This window comes from Streptomyces sp. CLV115 (assembly GCF_038448545.1).
In the GTDB taxonomy this organism is placed as follows: Bacteria; Actinomycetota; Actinomycetes; order Streptomycetales; family Streptomycetaceae; genus Streptomyces; species Streptomyces sanglieri.
In genome coordinates, this window is the sequence record NZ_JBCEWQ010000007.1 from 46,727 (window position 1) to 64,851 (window position 18,125).

The window sequence follows — 18,125 nt, forward strand, 5'->3', positions numbered from 1 at the left end:
CGTAATGTCCACCGGGATCGTCTCGCTCGACGCGCATCAGCAATGCGAAAGAAGGCTGATCATGACTCCATCGACGTCCAGTGCCATCACCCTGAACATCAATGGCGAAAAGTACACACTGCCCGTCGACCATCGCACCACCCTGCTCGACGCCCTGCGTGAGCACCTCGACATGACGGGGTCCAAGAAGGGCTGCGACCTGGGTCAATGCGGTGCCTGTACGGTGCTGCTCGATGGGCGCCGAGCGGTGTCCTGCCTCCAGTTGGCAGTCGCGGCCGAGGGACGCGCGATCACCACCATCGAAGGTGTTGCCGACGGCGAGCGGCTCCATCCGGTGCAGCAGGCCTTCCTCGACCTCGACGGCTATCAGTGCGGATACTGCACTCCCGGGCAGATCTGTTCAGCCATCGCGGTGATCGAGGAACACGCGGCGGGCTGGCCGAGCGCGGCGACCGACGATGTCCGGCCGGAGGCCGGGGTGCCCGCGCTCAGCGCCGAGGAGATCCGCGAGCGGATGAGCGGCAACCTGTGCCGCTGCGGTGCCTATGTGTCGATCGTGCAGGCAGTGGCGCAGGCGGCCGAGGTCCGGGGCAAGGAGGCAGCGGCGTGAGGGAATTCGGCTACGAGCGGGCCTTCGATGTTCCCGGAGCGGTCGCACTGATCGGTTCCGACCCCGACGCCCGCTTCCTCGGCGGGGGTACCAACCTCGTGGACCTCATGAAGACCGGCGTGGAACGACCTGCTCTCCTGGTGGACGTACGCGAACTTCCGCTCGACGAGATCGAGTTGGACCGCGACGGAGGACTGCGGATCGGGGCGACCGTCACCAACAGCGACCTCGCCGCCCATCCCGACGTGCGGCGCCGCTACCCTGCGTTGGCGCAGGCCGTGCTGGCAGGAGCCTCGGGGCAGCTGCGCAACATGGCCACGGTCGGCGGGAATCTGCTCCAGCGGACCCGCTGCGGCTACTTCACCGACATCAGCAGGCCGTGCAACAGGCGTTCTCCCGGCAGCGGTTGTCCCGCTGTCAACGGGGAGCACCACAACCACGCGATTCTCGGCGCGTCCGAGCACTGCATCGCCACCCATCCTTCGGACATGGCGGTCGCGCTCGCCGCCTTCGACGCCGTCATCTCGTACGAAACGGCGGACGGGCCGGGCGAGTTGCCGATCGACGGGTTCTACCTGCCCGTGGGTGACACACCGCACATCGAGACCGCGCTCCCGCCGGGCGCTCTGATCACCGGCGTCACGCTGCCGCCCGCCCCGGTGGCCGCCCGCTCGCGGTACCGGAAGGTGCGCGAGCGCGCCTCGTTCGCCTTCGCGATCGGGTCGATCGCCGGCGCGCTCGACGTCGAGGACGGAGTCGTGCGCGAAGTCCGTCTCGCTCTCGGGGCTGTCGCCTCGATGCCGTGGCGGGCCCGTGCGGCCGAGCGCGTGCTGGTCGGCGGACCGGCGAGCGCGGAGGCGTTCGCCGCTGCGGCGGACGCCGAGCTGGCGGCCGCCGAGGCCCTTCCCGACAACGGATACAAGGTGACGCTGATGCGCAACCTCATCGTGGCCGTGCTGACCGAGCTCACCGAGGAGGTCTCCCGATGACCACGACGACCGGGATCCCCAGCGTGACCGGAGCCATCGGCTCCGTCCGCACCCGGGTGGAGGGCCGCGACAAGGTCACCGGGGCGGCCCGGTACGCCGGCGAGGTCCCCTTCGCCGAACTCGCCCATGGGTGGCTGGTGTTGTCGTCGGTGGCCTGTGGCCGGATCCGCTCGGTGGAGGACGGCCCGGTGCTGGCCATGCCCGGAGTCCTGACCGTGCTGCACCACAAGAACGCGCCTCGCGTCGACATCGAGTACATGGGCATGCTGGGGCCGCCGAACCCGATCGTCGGGATCTTCCAGCACGACCGCGTACCCTTCGCGGGCTGGCCGGTGGCGCTGGTGGTGGCCGAGACGTCGGAGCAGGCCAGGGAGGCCGCCGAGGCCCTGGTGGTCGAGTACGACGTGGAGCCGCACGATGTCGCGTTCCGCGCCGACCACCCGGATGCCTACACGCCGCAGAGCACTCCGATGGCGCAGTCGGAGACGGAGAAGGGGGACGTGGAGGCTCAACTCGACGCCTCTGCCGTCGTCGTGGATGCGGAGTACACCACTCCGGAGGAGCACCACAACCCTATGGAGCCGCATGCGGCCACGGCTCGCTGGGACGGCGGCCGGCTCGACGTCGTCGACTCCAATCAGGGCAGCAGCTGGGTGGCGAACGAGCTGGCACAGCTCTTCTCCCTCGATCCGGCATCCGTGCGGGTACGGTCGGAGCACGTCGGAGGCGCGTTCGGGTCGAAGGGACTGAGTCCGCATCAGGTGGCGGCCGTGATGGCCGCGACCGTCCTCCAACGCCCGGTCCGTGTCGTGCTGACTCGCCGCCAGATGTTTTCCCTCATCGGCTACCGCAGCCCGACGGCGCAGCGGATCAGGCTCGGTGCCGACGCCGACGGTCGGTTGCGTGCGTTCGACCACCGGGCGCAGAGCCTCACGTCGACCGTGTACGAGTTCGTCGAGTCGAGCGCCGCCCTGGGGCGTGTGCTGTACGACGCCGACGCGCATCACACCCTGCACCGGCTCGTGCGGCTCGACGTTCCGACCCCGACGTGGATGCGGGCGCCCGGCGAGGCACCCGGGTCTTTCGCCCTCGAATCGGCTCTTGACGAGCTGGCCGAGAAGTGCGGCGTGGATCCGATCGCGCTCCGCGCACGCAATGAACCCGCGACCGGCCCGGTGTCCGGGCTGCCGTTCAGCAGCCGCAATGTGCTCGCCTGTTTCGAGGAGGGCGCCCGCAGGTTCGGCTGGGCGGACCGTGATCCTCGCCCCGGCCTGCGCCGCGAGGGGCGCCGGCTGATCGGGACGGGCACGGCGGCGGCCACCTACCCCTCCGGGGTCGCTCCCTCCACGGCGGCCGTGACCGCGGAGCCGGACGGCACCTTCACCGTACGGATCAACGCGGCGGACGTCGGGACCGGGGCGCGGACGGCGATGCTGCTGGTCGCAGCGGACACGCTGGGGGTGGACCCGGACTCCGTACGGGTACGCATCGCGGACAGTGACATCGGCCCGGCGATGATCGCCGGCGGCTCGATGGGAACGCGCTCCTGGGCGTGGGCCGTGACGATCGCCGCGAACGAGCTGCGGGAGCGTCTGGCGCTGGGAGGTGGCATTCCGTCGGAGGGGATCACCGCCCGGTCGGACACGGCGGAGGCGATCGCCGCGCTCGCCCGGAAGGAGCGCCATTCGTTCGGTGCGCAATTCGCCGAGGTCGCGGTGGACGTGGACACCGGTGAGGTGCGCGTACGACGGCTGCTCGGCATCTACGCTGCGGGCACCATCGTCAACCCGCTCACCGCGCGCAGCCAGTTCATCGGCGGAATGACCTGGGGCCTGTCCATGGCCCTCCACGAGGAGGCGGTCAGGGATCAGGTCTCGGGCGGCCATGTCGGCCCCGACCTCGCCGGCTACCACGTCGCCGCCCACGCCGACGTCCCGCTCATCGAGGCCGACTGGGTGGACGACCCCGTCCCGGGCGATCCGATCACGATCAAGGGCATCGGCGAGATCGGCGTCGTGGGCGTCGCCGCCGCGATCGCCAACGCGGTCTGGCATGCGACCGGCGTACGCCACCGGGAACTGCCGATCCGTCCGGACCGCGTCCTGCGTGCGGCGGACGAGGCCCGCCGCCGGGCGACGGAAGGAATTCCGCACGGCCGGGACGAGAGCGGAACCCGAAGTGGCCCGGCGGAGGGCGGAACAGCGGGCGGCGGGGCAGAAGGAGGAGCGCCGGGTGCTTGACATCGCCGAGGAGCTGAGCCGGTGGTTCGAGGAGGGCCGGGACTTCGCCGTCGCCACCGTCGTGGCCGTCAGCGGCAGCGCACCGCGCGGTCCGGGCGCCGCCCTGGCCGTCGACGGTGACGGCACCGTCATCGGCTCGGTTTCCGGCGGTTGTGTGGAGGGCGCGGTGTACGAGCTGTGCGTCCGGGCGCTTGGGGACGGGCGGCCGGTACGCGCGCGGTTCGGCTACGACGACGAGGACGCCTTCGCGGTGGGGCTCACCTGTGGCGGCGTCATCGACATCCTGGTCACGCCGGTGCGCACGGACGCGCCGGTGTTCCGGGCGGGGGTGTCGGCCGCGGGCCGGGGAGAGGCGGCGGCGCTCGCCCGGGTGGCCCGGGGCCCGGTGGAACTGCTCGGCCGGGCGCTGCTCGTCCGCCCGGACGGATCGTACGAGGGCAGCCTCGGCGGGCCCTCGGAGCTGGAGCGCACTGCGGCCGCGGAGGCCCGGGCGATGCTGGACATCGGCCGCACCGGCACCGTCGAGATCGCGGAGGACGGGGCGCGTTGCCCGGGCGGCGTGACACTGTTCGTGGAGTCGAGGGTGCCGCCGCCCCGGCTGATCGTGTTCGGTGCGGTGGACTTCGCGACGGCATTGGTCCGGGCGGGCAAGTTCCTGGGCTATCACGTGACCGTGTGCGATGCCCGGCCGGTCTTCGCGACCCGCCTCCGCTTCCCGGATGCCGACGACCTGGTGGTCGACTGGCCGCACCGCTACCTCCGGCGTACCGCGACCGACGCACGAACCGTCCTGTGTCTGCTCACCCATGACGCCAAGTTCGACGTTCCCCTCCTGGAGGCGGCCCTGCGGCTGCCGGTCGCGTTCGTCGGTGCGATGGGCTCGCGCCGCACCCACGAGGACCGGGACCGGCGCCTGCGCGAAGTCGGTTTGACCGACCAGGAGTTGGCACGTCTGCATTCTCCGATCGGCCTCGACCTCGGTGCCCGTACCCCCGAGGAGACCGCGCTGTCGATCGCGGCGGAGATCGTCGCGGCCCGGCGCGGCGGAACGGGTGCTCCGCTGACCGGATCGCGGACACCGATCCACCATGACACCGACGGCAGGGAGGCCGGAGACCCCCGCTCGCGAGCGGCGGCCTGATTCGGCGGGGCCCTCAGTGGCCGCGCCCGCTCAGCCCGGCACCGAGTTCCGCCAGGCCGTCGAGGACCAGGTCGATGCTGACCGCGGCCAGCAGAAGCCCCAGAAGCCGGCCGAGCAGTTCGAAGGTCGCATGGTGCGCGGCGCGCAGCAGCCGTTCCAGGAGCAGGATGCAGACGAGGTCGAGCAGGATCACCGCCACGTATGCACCGGCCACCGTGGAGCGCCAGGTCCAGGACGAACGCGCTGTGGCCTCGATGAGCAGTGCTGTCATGGCCAGCGGACTGACGACGAACGGTACGAGAAGCTCACGCAGACCACTGGTCACATCGGGGGCGTCCTGGTCCGGTGCATCCATTCCGGTCGGGATCCCCAGGACGAGACCGACGGCGTAGAGGAAGAAGATGATGCCGCCGGCGAGCAGGAGCGCGGGGGTGCTGATGTGAAAAAGGTCCAGGAGCAGAGGAGCGGTCAGGCTGGCCACCAGACCGATGAAGACCGCCGCGCCACAGGAGATGAAGGCGATGGTGCGCAATTGGCGAGTCGGGTGCAGATCGGCAAGGTGGGCAAAGGAGATCAGTACCTTGGGCGGCCCGACGACCGAGACGAAGGTGATCAGAGCGGCCGAGAAGGTGAGCGCGTTCACCTACGAAATCTAGGCCGCGGGGCCGGAAGCTCGTGGCAGGGCGAGGCTGGTGTCGCTCATCTCCTGGGGGATCCGCTTCGCATCCGAAGCACACCGCTGCCACTGGCCCGGCAACAGCAACAGCAACAGCAACAGCAACTTGCTACCCGGGCGATCACAGTCGGCTCCACCGCACATGCCCGGGTTGCCTGCTGCGGTTCCCGCCCTTCACATGAACAGGCCGGCAGGTGAATCCGTGTTCAGTTCTCTCTGCGCTGCTCGGCCCGGATCGGTGGGGTGGCCGAAGGCGTCGCGAGGGGTACACGGCCCGCCACTCCTGTGGGCCGCAGAGCCTGGCGCCGACCGTACCTCGGACGCAGCCTCGACCTCGGCCTCGGTCGATGCTTCACTCAGGTCGCGGAGGCCGGCTCAGAACACGAACGGGCCGGGCGACTGCGTGGATGTCGCGTTGCAGGTAGCGGTGATGCCGAAGACCACGACCTTGAGGGACGTGGCCACCAGGCTGTCGCCCGAGGCCACAGTCCCCTTGAGCGGTCCCGTCGACACAGGGCTTCCGGCAGGTATGGCGGGGTTGGAGTTGCCGGTGAACGTGACGGCTCCCGAGCCGTTGTTGGTGAGTGTGAGCGTCGACTTGACCGAGTTGGCCCCGACGCTGATCGGTGCCGTGATGGCAGACGTCGAGACGTCGATGGTCGCGGTCGTGCCGCTCTGGGAGGCGGTGAGGGTCGCGCTGCCCGAGCCGTAGGCTCCACAGTCGAAGGAGATGGTCGCGGTGGTGGGGGTGACCGCGTCGGCCGTGGGTGCCAGTGCGAGCGTGCCTGCGGCGAAGGCGGAACAGATGGCGAGTCGCCGTATGCCATGCCTCATGCTGATTGCCCTTCATGTGGGGGGACTGCCGACGCGTCGAATCGGGGAGCCGCGCCGGAATGCAGCAATTTCCTGACGAACCGTCAGTCTGAATTGCCTTCCTCATTGAGGCACGACGACCTTGAAGCAACAAGGCACATCGCCATGATTCTTGACATGCTACGGCCAAATTCGGTCACGTTCGGCCAGCCTCCAGGGCCCAGGGCGCCCGGGGCATGGGGCGCCCTGGGCATGGGGCGCCCTGGGCACGGGACGCCCGCGCACAGGACGCCCGACGGGCATCCAGAGTTCGCCGGGGACACGAACCACCGGGCGTCAATCCGTACCGGTCAGGAGGGCAGCTTCAGGTCCGTGCATCCATGACGCTGTGCCGCCCGTTCGGCAAAGGCACGCAGGGCGGTACGGAGGTAGCCGCGCGACGGGGCCGCATATTCCGTGTCGTTGACGGTGAAGAGGGCGCGCGGGCCCCTGCCGCATGCGGCACTCGCCCAGGCGCTGTGGCGGTCGGTGCCCGCGTCGCCTCGGTAGCCGCCGGAGTCGCCGTCGTCGGGGGTCCGCAGGCTCTGAGCGTACGGTCCGAACGAGGCATCGAACCAGTAGAGTTCCTCGTCCCGCGCCTTGGTCTCGCCGAGTGCGCAGGTTTCCAGGAGCGCGGTGCCGGGGGCGGTGACTTCACGGTGCCAGTCGACGGAGTCGTCGTCGGGGGCGGGAATCCCCGCGCAGGTGCCGGTGGCGTTCCCGGGCGTCGGGCTGTCGGAGTGCACGGGGATGGGCGGCACCCTGGAGCCGTGCGGGGCGTCGCACGACCACCGTTCGGCGGCCCGCTCGGCAGTGGCCGTGGCCAGTCGGGCGATCTTCCCGGTCTCCTCGGCAGTCTCGTGCGACTCGTCGGCGCTCACGGTCACCACGAGGGAGGCGGGCCGGTTGGTGCAGTTGAGCACGATGCCGGTGTCGCGGAAGTCGGTGTGCCCCTGCCAGCCACCGCCGATGGCAACGGGCAGACGGTCGGAACTTCCGTCGCGGAGCATCGAGAGCGGTTCCCCGGAGACGTGTCGGTTGCGGACGGCGTCGTACGGAATCAGGGCGACCAGCAGTCGAGTGTCCGCCACGCCGCACTCGTCCCAGCGGTTGTCATCCGCACCACCCGTACGGTCCCGCGGCAGCCCGGGGTCGATGGCGTACGAGGTCAGGGCGGCGGATTCGGCGGCCGGAATCAGACCCTCGCAGTACGTGGCGAGCCTGTCCTCGTACCGCCACCGCTTGCCGGTGTCGCTCATCCGGTACCAGCCGTAGCCGGCCGCGAGCAGCAGGACCAGTGGCAGCGCCACGTACAGCGCGATCCGGCGCATCGCCCTCATCGGCTGTCGCCCTCCCCCGTATCGATCAGGCGCCCTGCCTATCATCCTTGGCCCGGGGCCCGGCAACCTCCGTAACCGAAATGAGCACTGCTGCGGGCTTTGAGCAGCGCGGATCACACCGCCCGTCCGCACGGTCCGCCCGGGAACACGGTACGGACGCGGACGGTCAGCAATCGGCCGGGGGACGTCCGGCAGGGAAGACCAACTCGCGGCCGGGGCGGTCGGGAGCGTCGCGCACGTCGTCCACCACGGACCCCTGAGCGACCAGCTCCGCCTCGACCTCCCGCCGCTCGCGGATACGCAACGTGGAATCCGCTGTCAGTCCCCCGCAGTAAACTCGAAGGTCCAGCGAAAGGTCACCAGCGGCCCACGCACTTCGAGCAGTTGAACCCAGCTCGCGAACCCGCCGGCTCCAGGGAGCTCCGTCACGGGGTAGGAGGCCTCACGCTTCCACTCCTCCCAGGCGCGCGGCGGGCCGGATCCCGCGTCTCGAACACAAGGATCCGCCGGGTCGCAGGGCCTCGTACGCCGCCCGAAGCGTCATCCGCCACACCTGCGGGTCAACGATGGCCTGGGCCACGTTCGCCGTCGTGGTCACGAGGTCCACCTGCAGGGGCGGCAGTGCCCCCGCATCACCGTGGACCCAGCGCACCCGTTCGCTGCCCGGCTTGCCATGGGCCACATCGACGGACGCCGTTGCCGGATCCACGCCCACGACCTCGATCCCGCGTTCGGCCGGCAGAAGGGCGAACGCTCCTGTCCCACAGCCTATGTCCAGGACCTGGCGCGCTCCCAGCTCCTCGGCCAGGCGGATCTAGGGGACGAGATCACTCCGATCGGATTCGAGCATGTCGTAGAGCGCGGCCAGCCGGGGATGCGTGAAGCTCTCGTCAGCCATGCGGCCGAAGCTACGCAGGACCGACAACGGATGGCTACGGATCTACTCGGTCGGCAAGGGGCGGGCGTACGACCGACGACTTGCCGTCACTCGCGAGCGGAGACTCCGGCCCCGGGTGGCACGCCGGGCAGGAGGAGCCCGCTAGGTTCTGCCCGGCGGATCATGTGACCGTCGGATTGCTGGCTCGTTGTGTCTGGCATGGGGCGGGGTGATCTGACGAATGCCGAGTGGGTCCGGCTGGAGCCGCACTTGCCGGTGTCGGGGCTGCGTGGCGGGCGATGGAACGAGCACCGCAGAGTGATCAGCGGGATCTTGTTCCGGGTCCGGACGGGCATACCGTGGCGGGACCTTGCCGAGCGTCTCGGCAGCTGGAAGACCGTTTACGAACGGCACCGGCGCTGGTCGACGGACGGCACGTGGGACCGGATCCTGTGTGCCGTCCAGGCCGACGCCGAGCTCGCGGGCCGGATCGACTGGAGCATGGTCAGCGTCGACTCGACGTCCTGCCGTGCCCATCAGCACGCGGCCGGCGCTCGCAAGAAGAAGCCACGTGTCCCGAAAAAAGGACGACGCCTCGTCACCACCGCCCCGACGAAGGGCTCGGGGCAGCCTGACCTGCAAGATTCACCTCGCGGGTGAAGGTGGCTGCCGACCGATGGCCCTCCTGGTCACGCCCGACCAGTGGGGCGACGCGCCGCAGATGATCGAGGTCCTCGAACGGATCCACGTCCCCCGCCCCCCAGGGCGGTCGCCCCCGCACCCGGCCGGACCGCTTAGGCGGCGACAAGGCGTACAGCTCACGTCGGAACCGCCGCTACCTGCGAAGACGCCAGATCAAGCACGCCATCCCCGAACCGAAGGACCAACGGGCCAACCGCAAACGCCGCGGCAGTGGAGGCAGCCGGCCCGCCGGCTTCGACAGCGAGATCCACAAACGCCGCAACGAAGTCGAGCGGACGATCAACCGGCTCAAGAAATCCCGGGCCGTCGCCACCCGCTACGACAAGAGGGCCTACGCCTTTCACGGCACCGTCACCACCGCGGCTGTCCGGCTATGGCTCCGGAGCTGAGCCGGCCCGCAGTCTCAGTCCCCGAGGAACCACAGGTACAGGCCCTGCCCGTCGAGAACTACCTGACCCAGCTCGACCAACTCGCTCGCGAAATCATCAGTCAGCACGCCTGCTGGCAGCCGCGGTACCTCCTCCAACAGGGTCGACACCTGCCGATGGTTGAAAACGGTGTCCGCGTACGGCAGCAGGTGTCCCAGCATGGGAAACACTGATTGATCAAGACCAGCCAGCTCAGGACCCCAGACCACACCATGCTTCGCGCGGGCCTCGATCATGCCGTTCTCGCCTCGGACCTGGAGATCAATCACGGTCAGACCCTATGGCCTCGTGATCCGCCGGACAGGGCCTAGGCCGGCCACGTGATCCGCCCGTGCGCCACCTCGACCACTTCCGGCGTCAAGGATTCATGGAACCTCAAGTGGCCGATCGAAACGACATCGTCCCCGTGCCGGTGGGTGTCCTGGACGCGCTCCGCCAGCCAGCAGAGCAGTTCGCCGGCCTTGTCGAAATCATCCGGGTGGATTTCCTGCCGGGAGGTCAGCGACCAGCCCTTCCGCGGCAGGTCCGCGCGCTCCACCAGCGCCGAACCGAGCACACCACCGATCCGCCGGGCCGCGCCGCTGCCCGCCAGCAGTGGGCGGGGATCGTCCTCGATCACCGGCTCTCCCGCCTCGTCCTCCACCACGATCGGGAACTCGGTCACGACGGACAGGCGCTCCGGCCGCGGCCCGATTCCCAGGTGCCAGCGCAGATCGGCCAACTCCGCCCCGGAGAGCTCGTCCCGCAGATCGACCGATACCGCCAGCTCATACACATCACTCATGCGCCGCAGCCTACAAAGGACGACTGACATGGCGATCCGGTCCGGGGCAGGGGAACCCGTCGCATGTCACCCGTGGACCCGCACCACCGCGGCCCTCCGCCCGAATCCGTACCCCCGCGCCCGCTCCGATGCTGCCGACAGGGACGGCCCGGCCCCGGCACCATGTGTCCGTTCAGGCCCGAGAATGCCCGAATCCGTTTACATCCCCGAACTTCGGGCGTAACCTGACGGCGAAACCACACACTCGGGCATGGAACGGATTCAAACCAAGATGTATGCACCGGAGCGGCAGCAAGCAATCCTCCGCCTCGCCCGCGAGAGCGGCCGGGTCGATGTGCTGTCCCTGGCAGAGGAATTCCAGGTCACGGCCGAGACCGTGCGGCGCGATCTGAAGAGCCTCGACCGGGCCGGACTCCTGCGCCGCGTCCATGGCGGCGCGATCCCCGCCGGGCGGCTCGACTTCGAGCCCGATCTCGCCGAGCGCGATGCCGTCGCCATCGACGAGAAGGAACGCATCGCGTCGGCCGCGATCGGTGAGCTGCCCAACGACGGCAGCGTGATCATCGACGCGGGCAGTACGGCCGCCCGGCTGGCCGCGGTCATTCCGCTCGACGCCCACCTCACCGTGGTCACCCATGCGATCCCGGTGGCTGCCCGTCTCGCCGACCACCCAGGCATCGCGCTGCATCTCGTCGGCGGCCGGGTCCGGCCCCGGACCCGCGCCGCGGTCGATGCCTGGGCGTTGAACGCCTACCGTGAGATCAACGCCGACGTCGTCTTCCTCGCCACCAACGGCTTCTCGCCGAAGGGCGGTCTCACCACACCGGACCTGGCCGAGGCCGCCGTCAAGCGGGCCATGATCTCCGCCGCCCGGCGGGTCGTGCTCCTGGCCGACTCCACCAAGTTCGGCCAGGAGCACTTCGCCCGGTTCGGCGATCTCGCCCAGGTCGACCTGCTCATCACCGACACCGGACTCGGCTCCGACGACGCCCTCGCCATCGAGGGCCAGGGCACGGAAGTAGTACGCGCGTGATCCTCACCGTCACCCCCAATCCGAGCCTCGACCGGACGTACGAGCTGCCCCGGCTGACCCGCGGCTCCGTACTGCGGGCCACGGGCGACCGGGTGGATCCCGGCGGCAAGGGCATCAACGTCTCGCGTGCCGTCGCGGCGGCCGGCCACCGTACGATCGCTGTCGCACCACTCGGCGGCCCCGAGGGCGCACTGCTCGCCCGGCTGCTGGGCGAACACGGCATCGAGGCGGCCGGTGTGCCGATCGTCGGCAGCACCCGGATCAATGTCACCCTGGTCGAGCCCGACGGCACACTCACCAAAATCAACGCGGAAGGCCCGGAGATCACCGGGGCCGAGGCCGAAGCCCTGCTGGATGCCGTGCGGAGCCGGTCGGCCGCCACGGACTGGATCGCCTGCTGCGGCAGCCTGCCGCGCGGACTGTCCCCGCAGTGGTACGCCGAACTCGTCGCCCGGAGCCACCGTGCCGGGGCCCTGATCGCCCTCGACACCTCCGGCGCCGCCCTGACCGCTGCGCTGTCGGAGCACCCCGATGTGATCAAGCCGAACGCGGAGGAGCTCGCCGGAGCCGTGGGGCGCCCGTTGGCGACGGTGGGCGATGCCATGAAGGCGGCGGAGGAGCTCCGCGGGCGTGGCGCCGGGGCCGTTCTGGCGAGCCTCGGGGCAGACGGGCAGTTGCTGGTCGACGGCACGGGGGCGTACTTCGGGAGCGCGCGGGTCGATGTGGTCCGCAGCAACGTCGGAGCGGGCGACGCCTCGCTCGCCGGCTTCCTCGCTGCCGGCGGCAGCGGGCAGCGCGCGCTCGCCGTGGCGGTCGCCCACGGCGCGGCGGCCGTGCAACTTCCGGGCAGCGTCATGCCGACGCCCGCCGATCTCGATCTGTCGGCGGTCACCACGACCGCCGAAATCCCTCTGGACCGCCCTCTGACGGATCCGACGTCATGACCGCCGCGTATCGGAGTCGGTGTCCTGACGGCCGCGCATCCGTGCCCTCATCCGCATCCGTGCCGGCGCCTGCGTCCGCACCCAACGACCCGAATGTCCCCCGTGCCGCCCACCGGACGGTCCACGAGCAAGGAGCCCCGCGATGAGTGAACTGATCACCGCGGCACTGGTCGATCTGGACCTGTCCGCCGAGACGAAGCAGGACGCCGCCCGGTCGCTCGCCGTGCGCATGGTCACCGAAGGCCGGGTGACCGACCTCGACGGCTTCCTCGCCGATGTCGCGGCCCGTGAGGCACAGATGCCGACCGGTCTGGACGGCGGCATCGGCATCCCGCACTGCCGCAGCGAGCATGTCGCCGAGCCCACACTCGCGTTCGGCCGCAGCGGCCCGGGAATCGATTTCGGTGCGGCGGACGGCCCCGCCGATCTGGTCTTCCTGATAGCCGCGCCGACCGGGGCCGACGACGATCACCTCACCATTCTGTCCGCCCTGGCACGACGGCTGATGGATCCGCAGTTCACGGAAGCACTGCGCGCGGAGCGCGACCCCGGTGCGGCCGCGGCCCTGATCCGTGGCGAGGATGCCGAGCCGGCCGGCTCGGTCTCCCAGGCCCCGGCATCCAAGGATCCGGCACCCGAGGCGTCTACGCCGGGGACTGCGGCCGGGAATGCGGCTGCGGCTGACGGCACACCGGTGGACGGTGCTGCCCCGGACAACGCCGCACCGTCCGCCGAACCCTTCCGGATCGTGGCCGTCACGTCATGTCCGACCGGGATCGCACACACCTACATGGCCGCCGAGTCCCTGGCGGCCGCGGCCCGCGCCGAGGGCGTGGTGCTCGATGTCGAGACGCAGGGCTCGGCCGGGTTCGAGCGGCTCGATCCGGCGCTGATCGCCGCCGCCGACGCGGTCGTCTGGGCACATGACGTCGAGGTGCGCGACAAGGCACGTTTCGACGGCAAGCCGATCGTCGACACCGGGGTCAAGGCGGGGATCAACCGTCCTGCCGAGCTGATCGCCGAAGCCAGGCGGAAGGCGGAACGCGGCGAGAACACGGTCCTGGCGACCGGCACTGCCGCTCATCAGGACGGTGGAGCCACGACCGGTGGTGACCACGCGCACTTCGGGGTCCGGCTGCGGACCTACCTGATGTCCGGCGTCAGTTACATGGTGCCGTTCGTCGCGGCCGGCGGGCTGCTCATCGCGCTGTCGTTCGCCATCGGCGGCTACGAAATAGCCGGCGCGAAATCCGTCGCGGACCACTTCGTCTGGGGCGAGGCCGCCGGCTGGGCCGCTCTGCTCAACCAGATCGGCACCGCCGCGTTCGCCTTCCTGGTTCCGGTACTGGCCGGGTACATCGCGTACGGAATGGCGGACCGGCCCGCGCTCGTTCCCGGCTTCGTGGGCGGGGCCATCGCGCTCACCGTCAACGCGGGCTTCCTCGGCGGCCTGGTGGCGGGTCTGCTGGCCGGTGCGGTGGTGATGGCGATCCAACGTGTGAAGGTCCATCCCACGCTGCGGGGCATCATGCCGGTGCTGGTGATTCCCCTGATCGCCTCGGCGGTCGTCGGCTTCCTCATGTTCATCGTCGTCGGCAAGCCGATCGCGTCCCTCCAACGTGCCCTGACCGACGGCCTCAACGGGCTCTCGGGATCCAACGCGATCATTCTCGGCATCGTGCTCGGCCTGATGATGTGTTTCGACATGGGCGGCCCGCTCAACAAGGTGGCGTACGCCTTCGCGGTCGGCGGTCTCGCCGACCCGACGCCCGGCAGCCTCAAGGTGATGGCCGCGGTGATGGCGGCCGGCATGGTGCCGCCACTGGCCATGGCACTCGCAACCACCGTACGAGGCGGGCTGTTCAGCAGGACCGAGCGGGAGAACGGCCGGGCGGCCTGGGTCCTGGGCGCATCCTTCATCAGTGAGGGCGCGATCCCGTTCGCGGCGGCCGACCCCCTCCGGGTGATCCCGTCGGTGATGGCGGGCGGCGCGGTGACCGGTGCGCTGTCGATGGCCTTCGGCTGCACCCTGCGTGCCCCGCACGGCGGCATCTTCGTGGTGCCGCTCATCGGAAATCCGTTCCTCTACCTGCTGGCCATCGCCGCCGGAACGACGGTCGCGACCCTCCTTGTCGTCCTGCTCAAGAGCATGGGCCGGAACACGGAGGCAGCCGCCCCGGCGCCCGAGGCGCCCAAGATCTCCGTCGCGGCCTGACGGAAATCCTGATTCCTCCGCTCCCGTCGACGCCCCACGGATTCCGCCGGATTCCGCCGGATTCCGCCTTGTCCCCGTTCCCCCTCCATCCGTCCACACAGGAGAGTCCCCATGCATCAGCGCACTGTCGCCGTCGGTTCCCGCAGCGGTCTTCACGCCCGCCCGGCCTCGTTGTTCGTCAAGGCGGCCACCCAGCAGCCGGTGAAGGTGACGATCGGCCGGGACGGTCAGAGCCCGGTCGACGCCCGGAGCCTGCTCTCGGTACTGGCCCTCGGGGCCCTGCACGGAGATTCAGTGGTACTGACTGCCGAGGGCGACGGCGCGGAGGCCGCGGTCGAGGAGCTGGCCACGCTTCTCTCCCGTGACCTCGATGCAACGCCGTAACCCAAGCTGCCCTGCGACTGTCCGCTGCCCGGTGACCGACCGCCCGCCGGGCAGCGGACAGTTGGCCGGCACCTCACCGCCATCCCGACACTTCCCACCCGCTCACAGCGTTCGGGCGAGCCGGAACCCCAGGTCGTCGATACGGAAGGTCGGGTGGCTCTTGCGGCGGCACGACGCCCGGCAGCTCCGGGGCCGGTCGAAACCGCCCCCGCCGCGGAACACGCGGTACGGGCCGTAGACCTGCGGGTCGTACAGGTCCCAGCACCACTCCCACACGTTGCCGATCATGTCGTGGACGCCCCACGCGTTGGGCGTCCTGGTCGCGACATCGTGCAGCTCACCGCCGGAGTTCCCGCGGTACCAGGCGATCTCGTCCAGCTCACCGTAACGAACGCCGGAGGTACCGGCTCTGCACGCGTACTCCCACTCCGCCTCGGACGGGAGGCGATAGCCGTCGGCCCGCCAGTCGCAGACCACGTCCAGACCGTCGGGGTCGTCACCCGTCGAGTAGCAGGGCCGGAGCCCCGTCGCCTGCGAGAGCAGGTTGCAGAACCGGACCGCCCCGATCCACGAGATCTCGGTCACCGGTGTACGCGGTCCGGCCTCACTCTCGGGCACCTCACCTCCAACCGCGTGGTACAGCTCCCGGGTCACGGGATACGCCGCCAGCCCGAAGGCACCCACCTCCGCCCTCCACTCCGTCCGCGTGCCCTCGTCGCGCAGGGTGATCTCTCCGGCGGGAATGCTCCTCATGCTCTCGGCATCGACCTGGCGAAGTACGGATCCCAGCCCCATCACAGCTCCTCGTGTGCACCGGCGCATCGGACCGACGCGCAGGACCGGCAGCCGCACGGGACCGATTCCGCGCGCTGCCGCCCGCTGAGCGACCGACCTTACAGACGGGAGTGGGACGACGACGCAGCCGATTCAACCGATGTGCCGTCATATCGCCGCGTATGCACATCACTTGGGAGTACAGGTCCCACGAGCCCGGTTGCAGGTAAGACCCGTCGCGCTCGTGACATGGTCTACGGGAGTAGAGTCACCGGTTGCGGGTTACCGGTAACGGGTTACGGGTTACGGGTTACGGGTTACGGGTGAGCAGATCGGCGACCCGAGCGACCATCTGGGTCTCCTCGCCGTTGCGCGGGGACGTCGGATGGTGAGCGAGCACGAAGCGGCGCCGCTGGTCACGAGTGGAGAAAGCGGCGTTCTTGTATCCGTATGTCTCCCCGGTCTTGCCCCAGAGCGTGATGCCGTTGACGGTGGCCTGCTGAAGCCCTGAGCTGTAGCGGGCGGGAGAGCCGTCGAGCATCCGTACATCGGCGGGTGGCAGGGTGAACATCAGCCGGAGCAACTCCGGTTGGAGCAGTTCGCCGGAGAACAGCGCGACCAGCATTCGGTCCACATCACCCGTGGTGGAGATGATGTCGCCCTCGCCCCGGGCGGACGACTGGTCGAACGTCGTGATGTCCCGCAGCCGGCCGTCGGTCATCGTCAGGTAGCCGTGCACGTGGGGTCCATGGATGCGTGGATCGTCGCCGGGCACGACGGTGTGCTCCAGGCCGAGCGGACGCAGGATGCGGGCCTCGACCCCCTCTCCGTACGGACGGCCCGTCACCTTTTCGATGATCAGTGCGGCCAGTACGTAGTTGATGCCGCGGTACTCCTGTCGGGTGCCCGGGGTGAACTTCAGCGGCCCGTGCGTCGCCGTCGCCACCCACTCCCGCGGCGTCCAGTGGTCGAAGCGGTGGCGGAACACCTCCTCCGCGGTCTCCGGTTCCGGGATGCCGACGTGGTCGGGCAGCCCGCTGGTGTGGTTCAGCAGGTGGGCCACGGTGACCGAGGAGAAGCCGGCAGGCAGCCACCCGGGCAGGAGATGTGTGACGGGCGCGTCCAGCTCGATCCGGCCCTCCCCCACCAGCTGGAGCAGCACCGTGGCGACGAAGACCTTGGTGATGCTGCCGATCCGGACCTTGTCCCCTGCCCTCACCGGCCGCCGCGTGACTGCATCGGCCACACCGGAAGTGCCCTGCCAGTGCCCGGCCGTGCCACCGACTCGCAACTGGGCCCCGGTTGACGGCGGGTGCTCCAGGTCGCCGACGGCCGCCTTCAGGGCGGTGGGATCCAGTGGCGGGAGCGATGGGGATGAGGCGGTGGCGCGCGGCGCGGGCAGCGCCGCGGTGGCGAGAAGCGCCGCCGTTCCCGACAGCGCCGCTCCCACAACGGCCCTTCTTGTCATACCTGTTGAGGTCATGTCCCGCATGCTGTCAGCGGGCTGCGGGCCCGGACATCAGGTACTTCCCGGAGCGCTCCCCGAGCACCCACTGAATTCACCCCTACGCCTGTCCTGCCTGATCCCGCAAGGGTGGCTCCGCAACATTCTTCGGTGGGCTCCGGTGTCACAGCACACGACTCTTCGGCCGGCCCTCGGGACGTGTCGCATCGCTTCCGGCGGACTACTCGGGCGTGGCCCAGAAAGGGTCGATGCGGCCCAGCCAGGCGTCTTGTTCATCCGCCAGTGGTTGCTTCAGAGGAAGGGCCAGGAAGCGGCATGCGAAGGTGAGACCGGAGTCCTCGTCATCGCCATTGACTCTGTGCTCCCACATGTCAGGGGTGTCGGCCGACGTCCGGAGGAAGAAGAAGGTGGTCCTGCGTGGCTGCCCCGTTTCGGGGTGCGGCTTGTCCTCCACCGCAACCCGCCGGACCACGACAACGTCCGACAGCCCGGTTTCTTCGGCGACTTCTCGTAGCACGGCCGGTTCAAGTTCCTCGTCCGGCCCGACACCACCTGCGGGCACCTGAGTGCCGGCGGCCGGAGTCCCGACATGGTCGAACACCAGCAATTCGGGTACGGAACGATGCCGGATCACGTATGCGGCGACACGGATTCTGGGGCGGGCCATGCGC

The 18,125-nt window shown here is 69.8% G+C and carries 17 protein-coding genes and 1 pseudogene; 9 read left to right on the forward strand and 9 right to left on the reverse strand.

Features of this window, described 5'->3' with window-relative positions; all coding sequences use genetic code 11:
* The first annotated feature begins 61 nt into the window (after positions 1 to 61).
* Genes AADR41_RS04385 through AADR41_RS04400 form a run of 4 tightly spaced genes read left to right on the forward strand, consistent with a single transcriptional unit; the run spans position 62 to position 4,980 of the window.
* Entirely contained in the window at positions 62 to 610 is a 549-nt protein-coding gene (locus tag AADR41_RS04385) for a (2Fe-2S)-binding protein (protein WP_342280094.1), read from the forward strand.
* A complete protein-coding gene (locus AADR41_RS04390; RefSeq protein ID WP_342280033.1) occupies positions 607 to 1,599 on the forward strand; it encodes an FAD binding domain-containing protein in 993 nt (330 codons plus the stop codon). Before AADR41_RS04385 ends, AADR41_RS04390 begins: the two co-directional genes overlap by 4 nt.
* The gene (locus AADR41_RS04395; RefSeq protein WP_342280034.1) at positions 1,596 to 3,839 is read left to right on the forward strand and encodes a xanthine dehydrogenase family protein molybdopterin-binding subunit; all 2,244 of its coding nucleotides are present in this window, start codon (positions 1,596 to 1,598) and stop codon (positions 3,837 to 3,839) included. Before AADR41_RS04390 ends, AADR41_RS04395 begins: the two co-directional genes overlap by 4 nt.
* On the forward strand, positions 3,832 to 4,980 hold the full coding sequence (locus tag AADR41_RS04400; RefSeq protein WP_342280035.1) for an XdhC family protein: 1,149 nt from the start codon (positions 3,832 to 3,834) through the stop codon (positions 4,978 to 4,980). The genes AADR41_RS04395 and AADR41_RS04400 overlap by 8 nt, the downstream gene beginning before the upstream one ends.
* Positions 4,981 to 4,993: 13 nt before the next feature.
* Here the strand turns inward: AADR41_RS04400 and AADR41_RS04405 are convergent, their stop codons facing one another.
* From AADR41_RS04405 to AADR41_RS04420, 4 genes are all read right to left on the reverse strand, one after another.
* The gene (locus AADR41_RS04405) at positions 4,994 to 5,623 is read right to left on the reverse strand and encodes a MarC family protein (protein WP_342280036.1); all 630 of its coding nucleotides are present in this window, start codon (positions 5,621 to 5,623) and stop codon (positions 4,994 to 4,996) included.
* A 408-nt stretch (positions 5,624 to 6,031) separates the two neighbouring features.
* Complete coding sequence (locus tag AADR41_RS04410) at positions 6,032 to 6,490, reverse strand: hypothetical protein (protein WP_342280037.1); 459 nt, start codon at positions 6,488 to 6,490, stop codon at positions 6,032 to 6,034.
* 329 nt (positions 6,491 to 6,819) lie between these two features.
* Positions 6,820 to 7,848, reverse strand: a complete 1,029-nt coding sequence (locus AADR41_RS04415; protein WP_342280038.1) for a hypothetical protein — start codon at positions 7,846 to 7,848, stop codon at positions 6,820 to 6,822.
* Positions 7,849 to 8,290: 442 nt separating this feature from the next.
* The gene (locus tag AADR41_RS04420; protein WP_342280095.1) at positions 8,291 to 8,662 is read right to left on the reverse strand and encodes a class I SAM-dependent methyltransferase; all 372 of its coding nucleotides are present in this window, start codon (positions 8,660 to 8,662) and stop codon (positions 8,291 to 8,293) included.
* 282 nt (positions 8,663 to 8,944) lie between these two features.
* Here AADR41_RS04420 and AADR41_RS04425 point away from each other — a divergent pair.
* A pseudogene (locus AADR41_RS04425) lies at positions 8,945 to 9,816 on the forward strand (IS5 family transposase).
* Positions 9,817 to 9,830: 14 nt separating this feature from the next.
* Here the strand turns inward: AADR41_RS04425 and AADR41_RS04430 are convergent.
* Entirely contained in the window at positions 9,831 to 10,124 is a 294-nt protein-coding gene (locus AADR41_RS04430) for a hypothetical protein (RefSeq protein WP_342280039.1), read from the reverse strand.
* Between the two features lie 38 nt (positions 10,125 to 10,162).
* On the reverse strand, positions 10,163 to 10,639 hold the full coding sequence (locus tag AADR41_RS04435) for a hypothetical protein (RefSeq protein ID WP_342280040.1): 477 nt from the start codon (positions 10,637 to 10,639) through the stop codon (positions 10,163 to 10,165).
* A 271-nt stretch (positions 10,640 to 10,910) separates the two neighbouring features.
* On the opposite strand from AADR41_RS04435, the gene AADR41_RS04440 reads away from it, so the two are divergent.
* The 4 genes from AADR41_RS04440 to AADR41_RS04455 all read left to right on the forward strand — a co-directional run bounded on the left by AADR41_RS04440 (position 10,911) and on the right by AADR41_RS04455 (position 15,215).
* Positions 10,911 to 11,672 carry a DeoR/GlpR family DNA-binding transcription regulator gene (locus AADR41_RS04440; RefSeq protein ID WP_342280096.1) on the forward strand — a complete coding sequence of 254 codons (762 nt, stop codon included), beginning with the start codon at positions 10,911 to 10,913 and terminating at the stop codon, positions 11,670 to 11,672.
* Positions 11,669 to 12,616: a 1-phosphofructokinase gene (gene pfkB, locus AADR41_RS04445; protein ID WP_342280041.1), complete on the forward strand. Its 948-nt coding sequence runs from the start codon at positions 11,669 to 11,671 to the stop codon at positions 12,614 to 12,616. The genes AADR41_RS04440 and pfkB overlap by 4 nt, the downstream gene beginning before the upstream one ends.
* A 142-nt stretch (positions 12,617 to 12,758) precedes the next feature.
* Positions 12,759 to 14,831, forward strand: coding sequence for a PTS fructose transporter subunit IIABC (locus AADR41_RS04450; RefSeq protein ID WP_342280042.1), 2,073 nt, complete (start codon positions 12,759 to 12,761; stop codon positions 14,829 to 14,831).
* 111 nt (positions 14,832 to 14,942) lie between these two features.
* The gene (locus AADR41_RS04455) at positions 14,943 to 15,215 is read left to right on the forward strand and encodes an HPr family phosphocarrier protein (protein WP_342280043.1); all 273 of its coding nucleotides are present in this window, start codon (positions 14,943 to 14,945) and stop codon (positions 15,213 to 15,215) included.
* Positions 15,216 to 15,317: 102 nt separating this feature from the next.
* On the opposite strand, the gene AADR41_RS04460 is transcribed toward AADR41_RS04455, so the two are convergent.
* From AADR41_RS04460 to AADR41_RS04470, 3 genes are all read right to left on the reverse strand, one after another.
* Positions 15,318 to 15,968 carry a formylglycine-generating enzyme family protein gene (locus AADR41_RS04460; RefSeq protein ID WP_342280044.1) on the reverse strand — a complete coding sequence of 217 codons (651 nt, stop codon included), beginning with the start codon at positions 15,966 to 15,968 and terminating at the stop codon, positions 15,318 to 15,320.
* A gap of 331 nt (positions 15,969 to 16,299) precedes the next feature.
* Positions 16,300 to 17,472, reverse strand: coding sequence for a serine hydrolase domain-containing protein (locus AADR41_RS04465; protein WP_342280045.1), 1,173 nt, complete (start codon positions 17,470 to 17,472; stop codon positions 16,300 to 16,302).
* A 202-nt stretch (positions 17,473 to 17,674) separates the two neighbouring features.
* Complete coding sequence (locus AADR41_RS04470; protein WP_342280046.1) at positions 17,675 to 18,121, reverse strand: NUDIX hydrolase; 447 nt, start codon at positions 18,119 to 18,121, stop codon at positions 17,675 to 17,677.
* Positions 18,122 to 18,125: the final 4 nt, after the last annotated feature.

Excerpts from the sequence above, each read along its gene's own strand:
- AADR41_RS04410 (WP_342280037.1), bottom strand. The coding sequence starts at position 6,490 with ATGAGGCATGGCATACGGCGACTCGCCATCTGTTCCGCCTTCGCCGCA.
- AADR41_RS04465 (WP_342280045.1), bottom strand. The coding sequence starts at position 17,472 with ATGACCTCAACAGGTATGACAAGAAGGGCCGTTGTGGGAGCGGCGCTG.
- AADR41_RS04415 (WP_342280038.1), bottom strand. The coding sequence starts at position 7,848 with ATGAGGGCGATGCGCCGGATCGCGCTGTACGTGGCGCTGCCACTGGTC.
- AADR41_RS04455 (WP_342280043.1), top strand. The coding sequence starts at position 14,943 with ATGCATCAGCGCACTGTCGCCGTCGGTTCCCGCAGCGGTCTTCACGCC.
- AADR41_RS04440 (WP_342280096.1), top strand. The coding sequence starts at position 10,911 with ATGTATGCACCGGAGCGGCAGCAAGCAATCCTCCGCCTCGCCCGCGAG.
- AADR41_RS04470 (WP_342280046.1), bottom strand. The coding sequence starts at position 18,121 with ATGGCCCGCCCCAGAATCCGTGTCGCCGCATACGTGATCCGGCATCGT.
- AADR41_RS04395 (WP_342280034.1), top strand. The coding sequence starts at position 1,596 with ATGACCACGACGACCGGGATCCCCAGCGTGACCGGAGCCATCGGCTCC.
- AADR41_RS04435 (WP_342280040.1), bottom strand. The coding sequence starts at position 10,639 with ATGAGTGATGTGTATGAGCTGGCGGTATCGGTCGATCTGCGGGACGAG.
- AADR41_RS04450 (WP_342280042.1), top strand. The coding sequence starts at position 12,759 with ATGAGTGAACTGATCACCGCGGCACTGGTCGATCTGGACCTGTCCGCC.
- AADR41_RS04460 (WP_342280044.1), bottom strand. The coding sequence starts at position 15,968 with ATGAGGAGCATTCCCGCCGGAGAGATCACCCTGCGCGACGAGGGCACG.
- AADR41_RS04385 (WP_342280094.1), top strand. The coding sequence starts at position 62 with ATGACTCCATCGACGTCCAGTGCCATCACCCTGAACATCAATGGCGAA.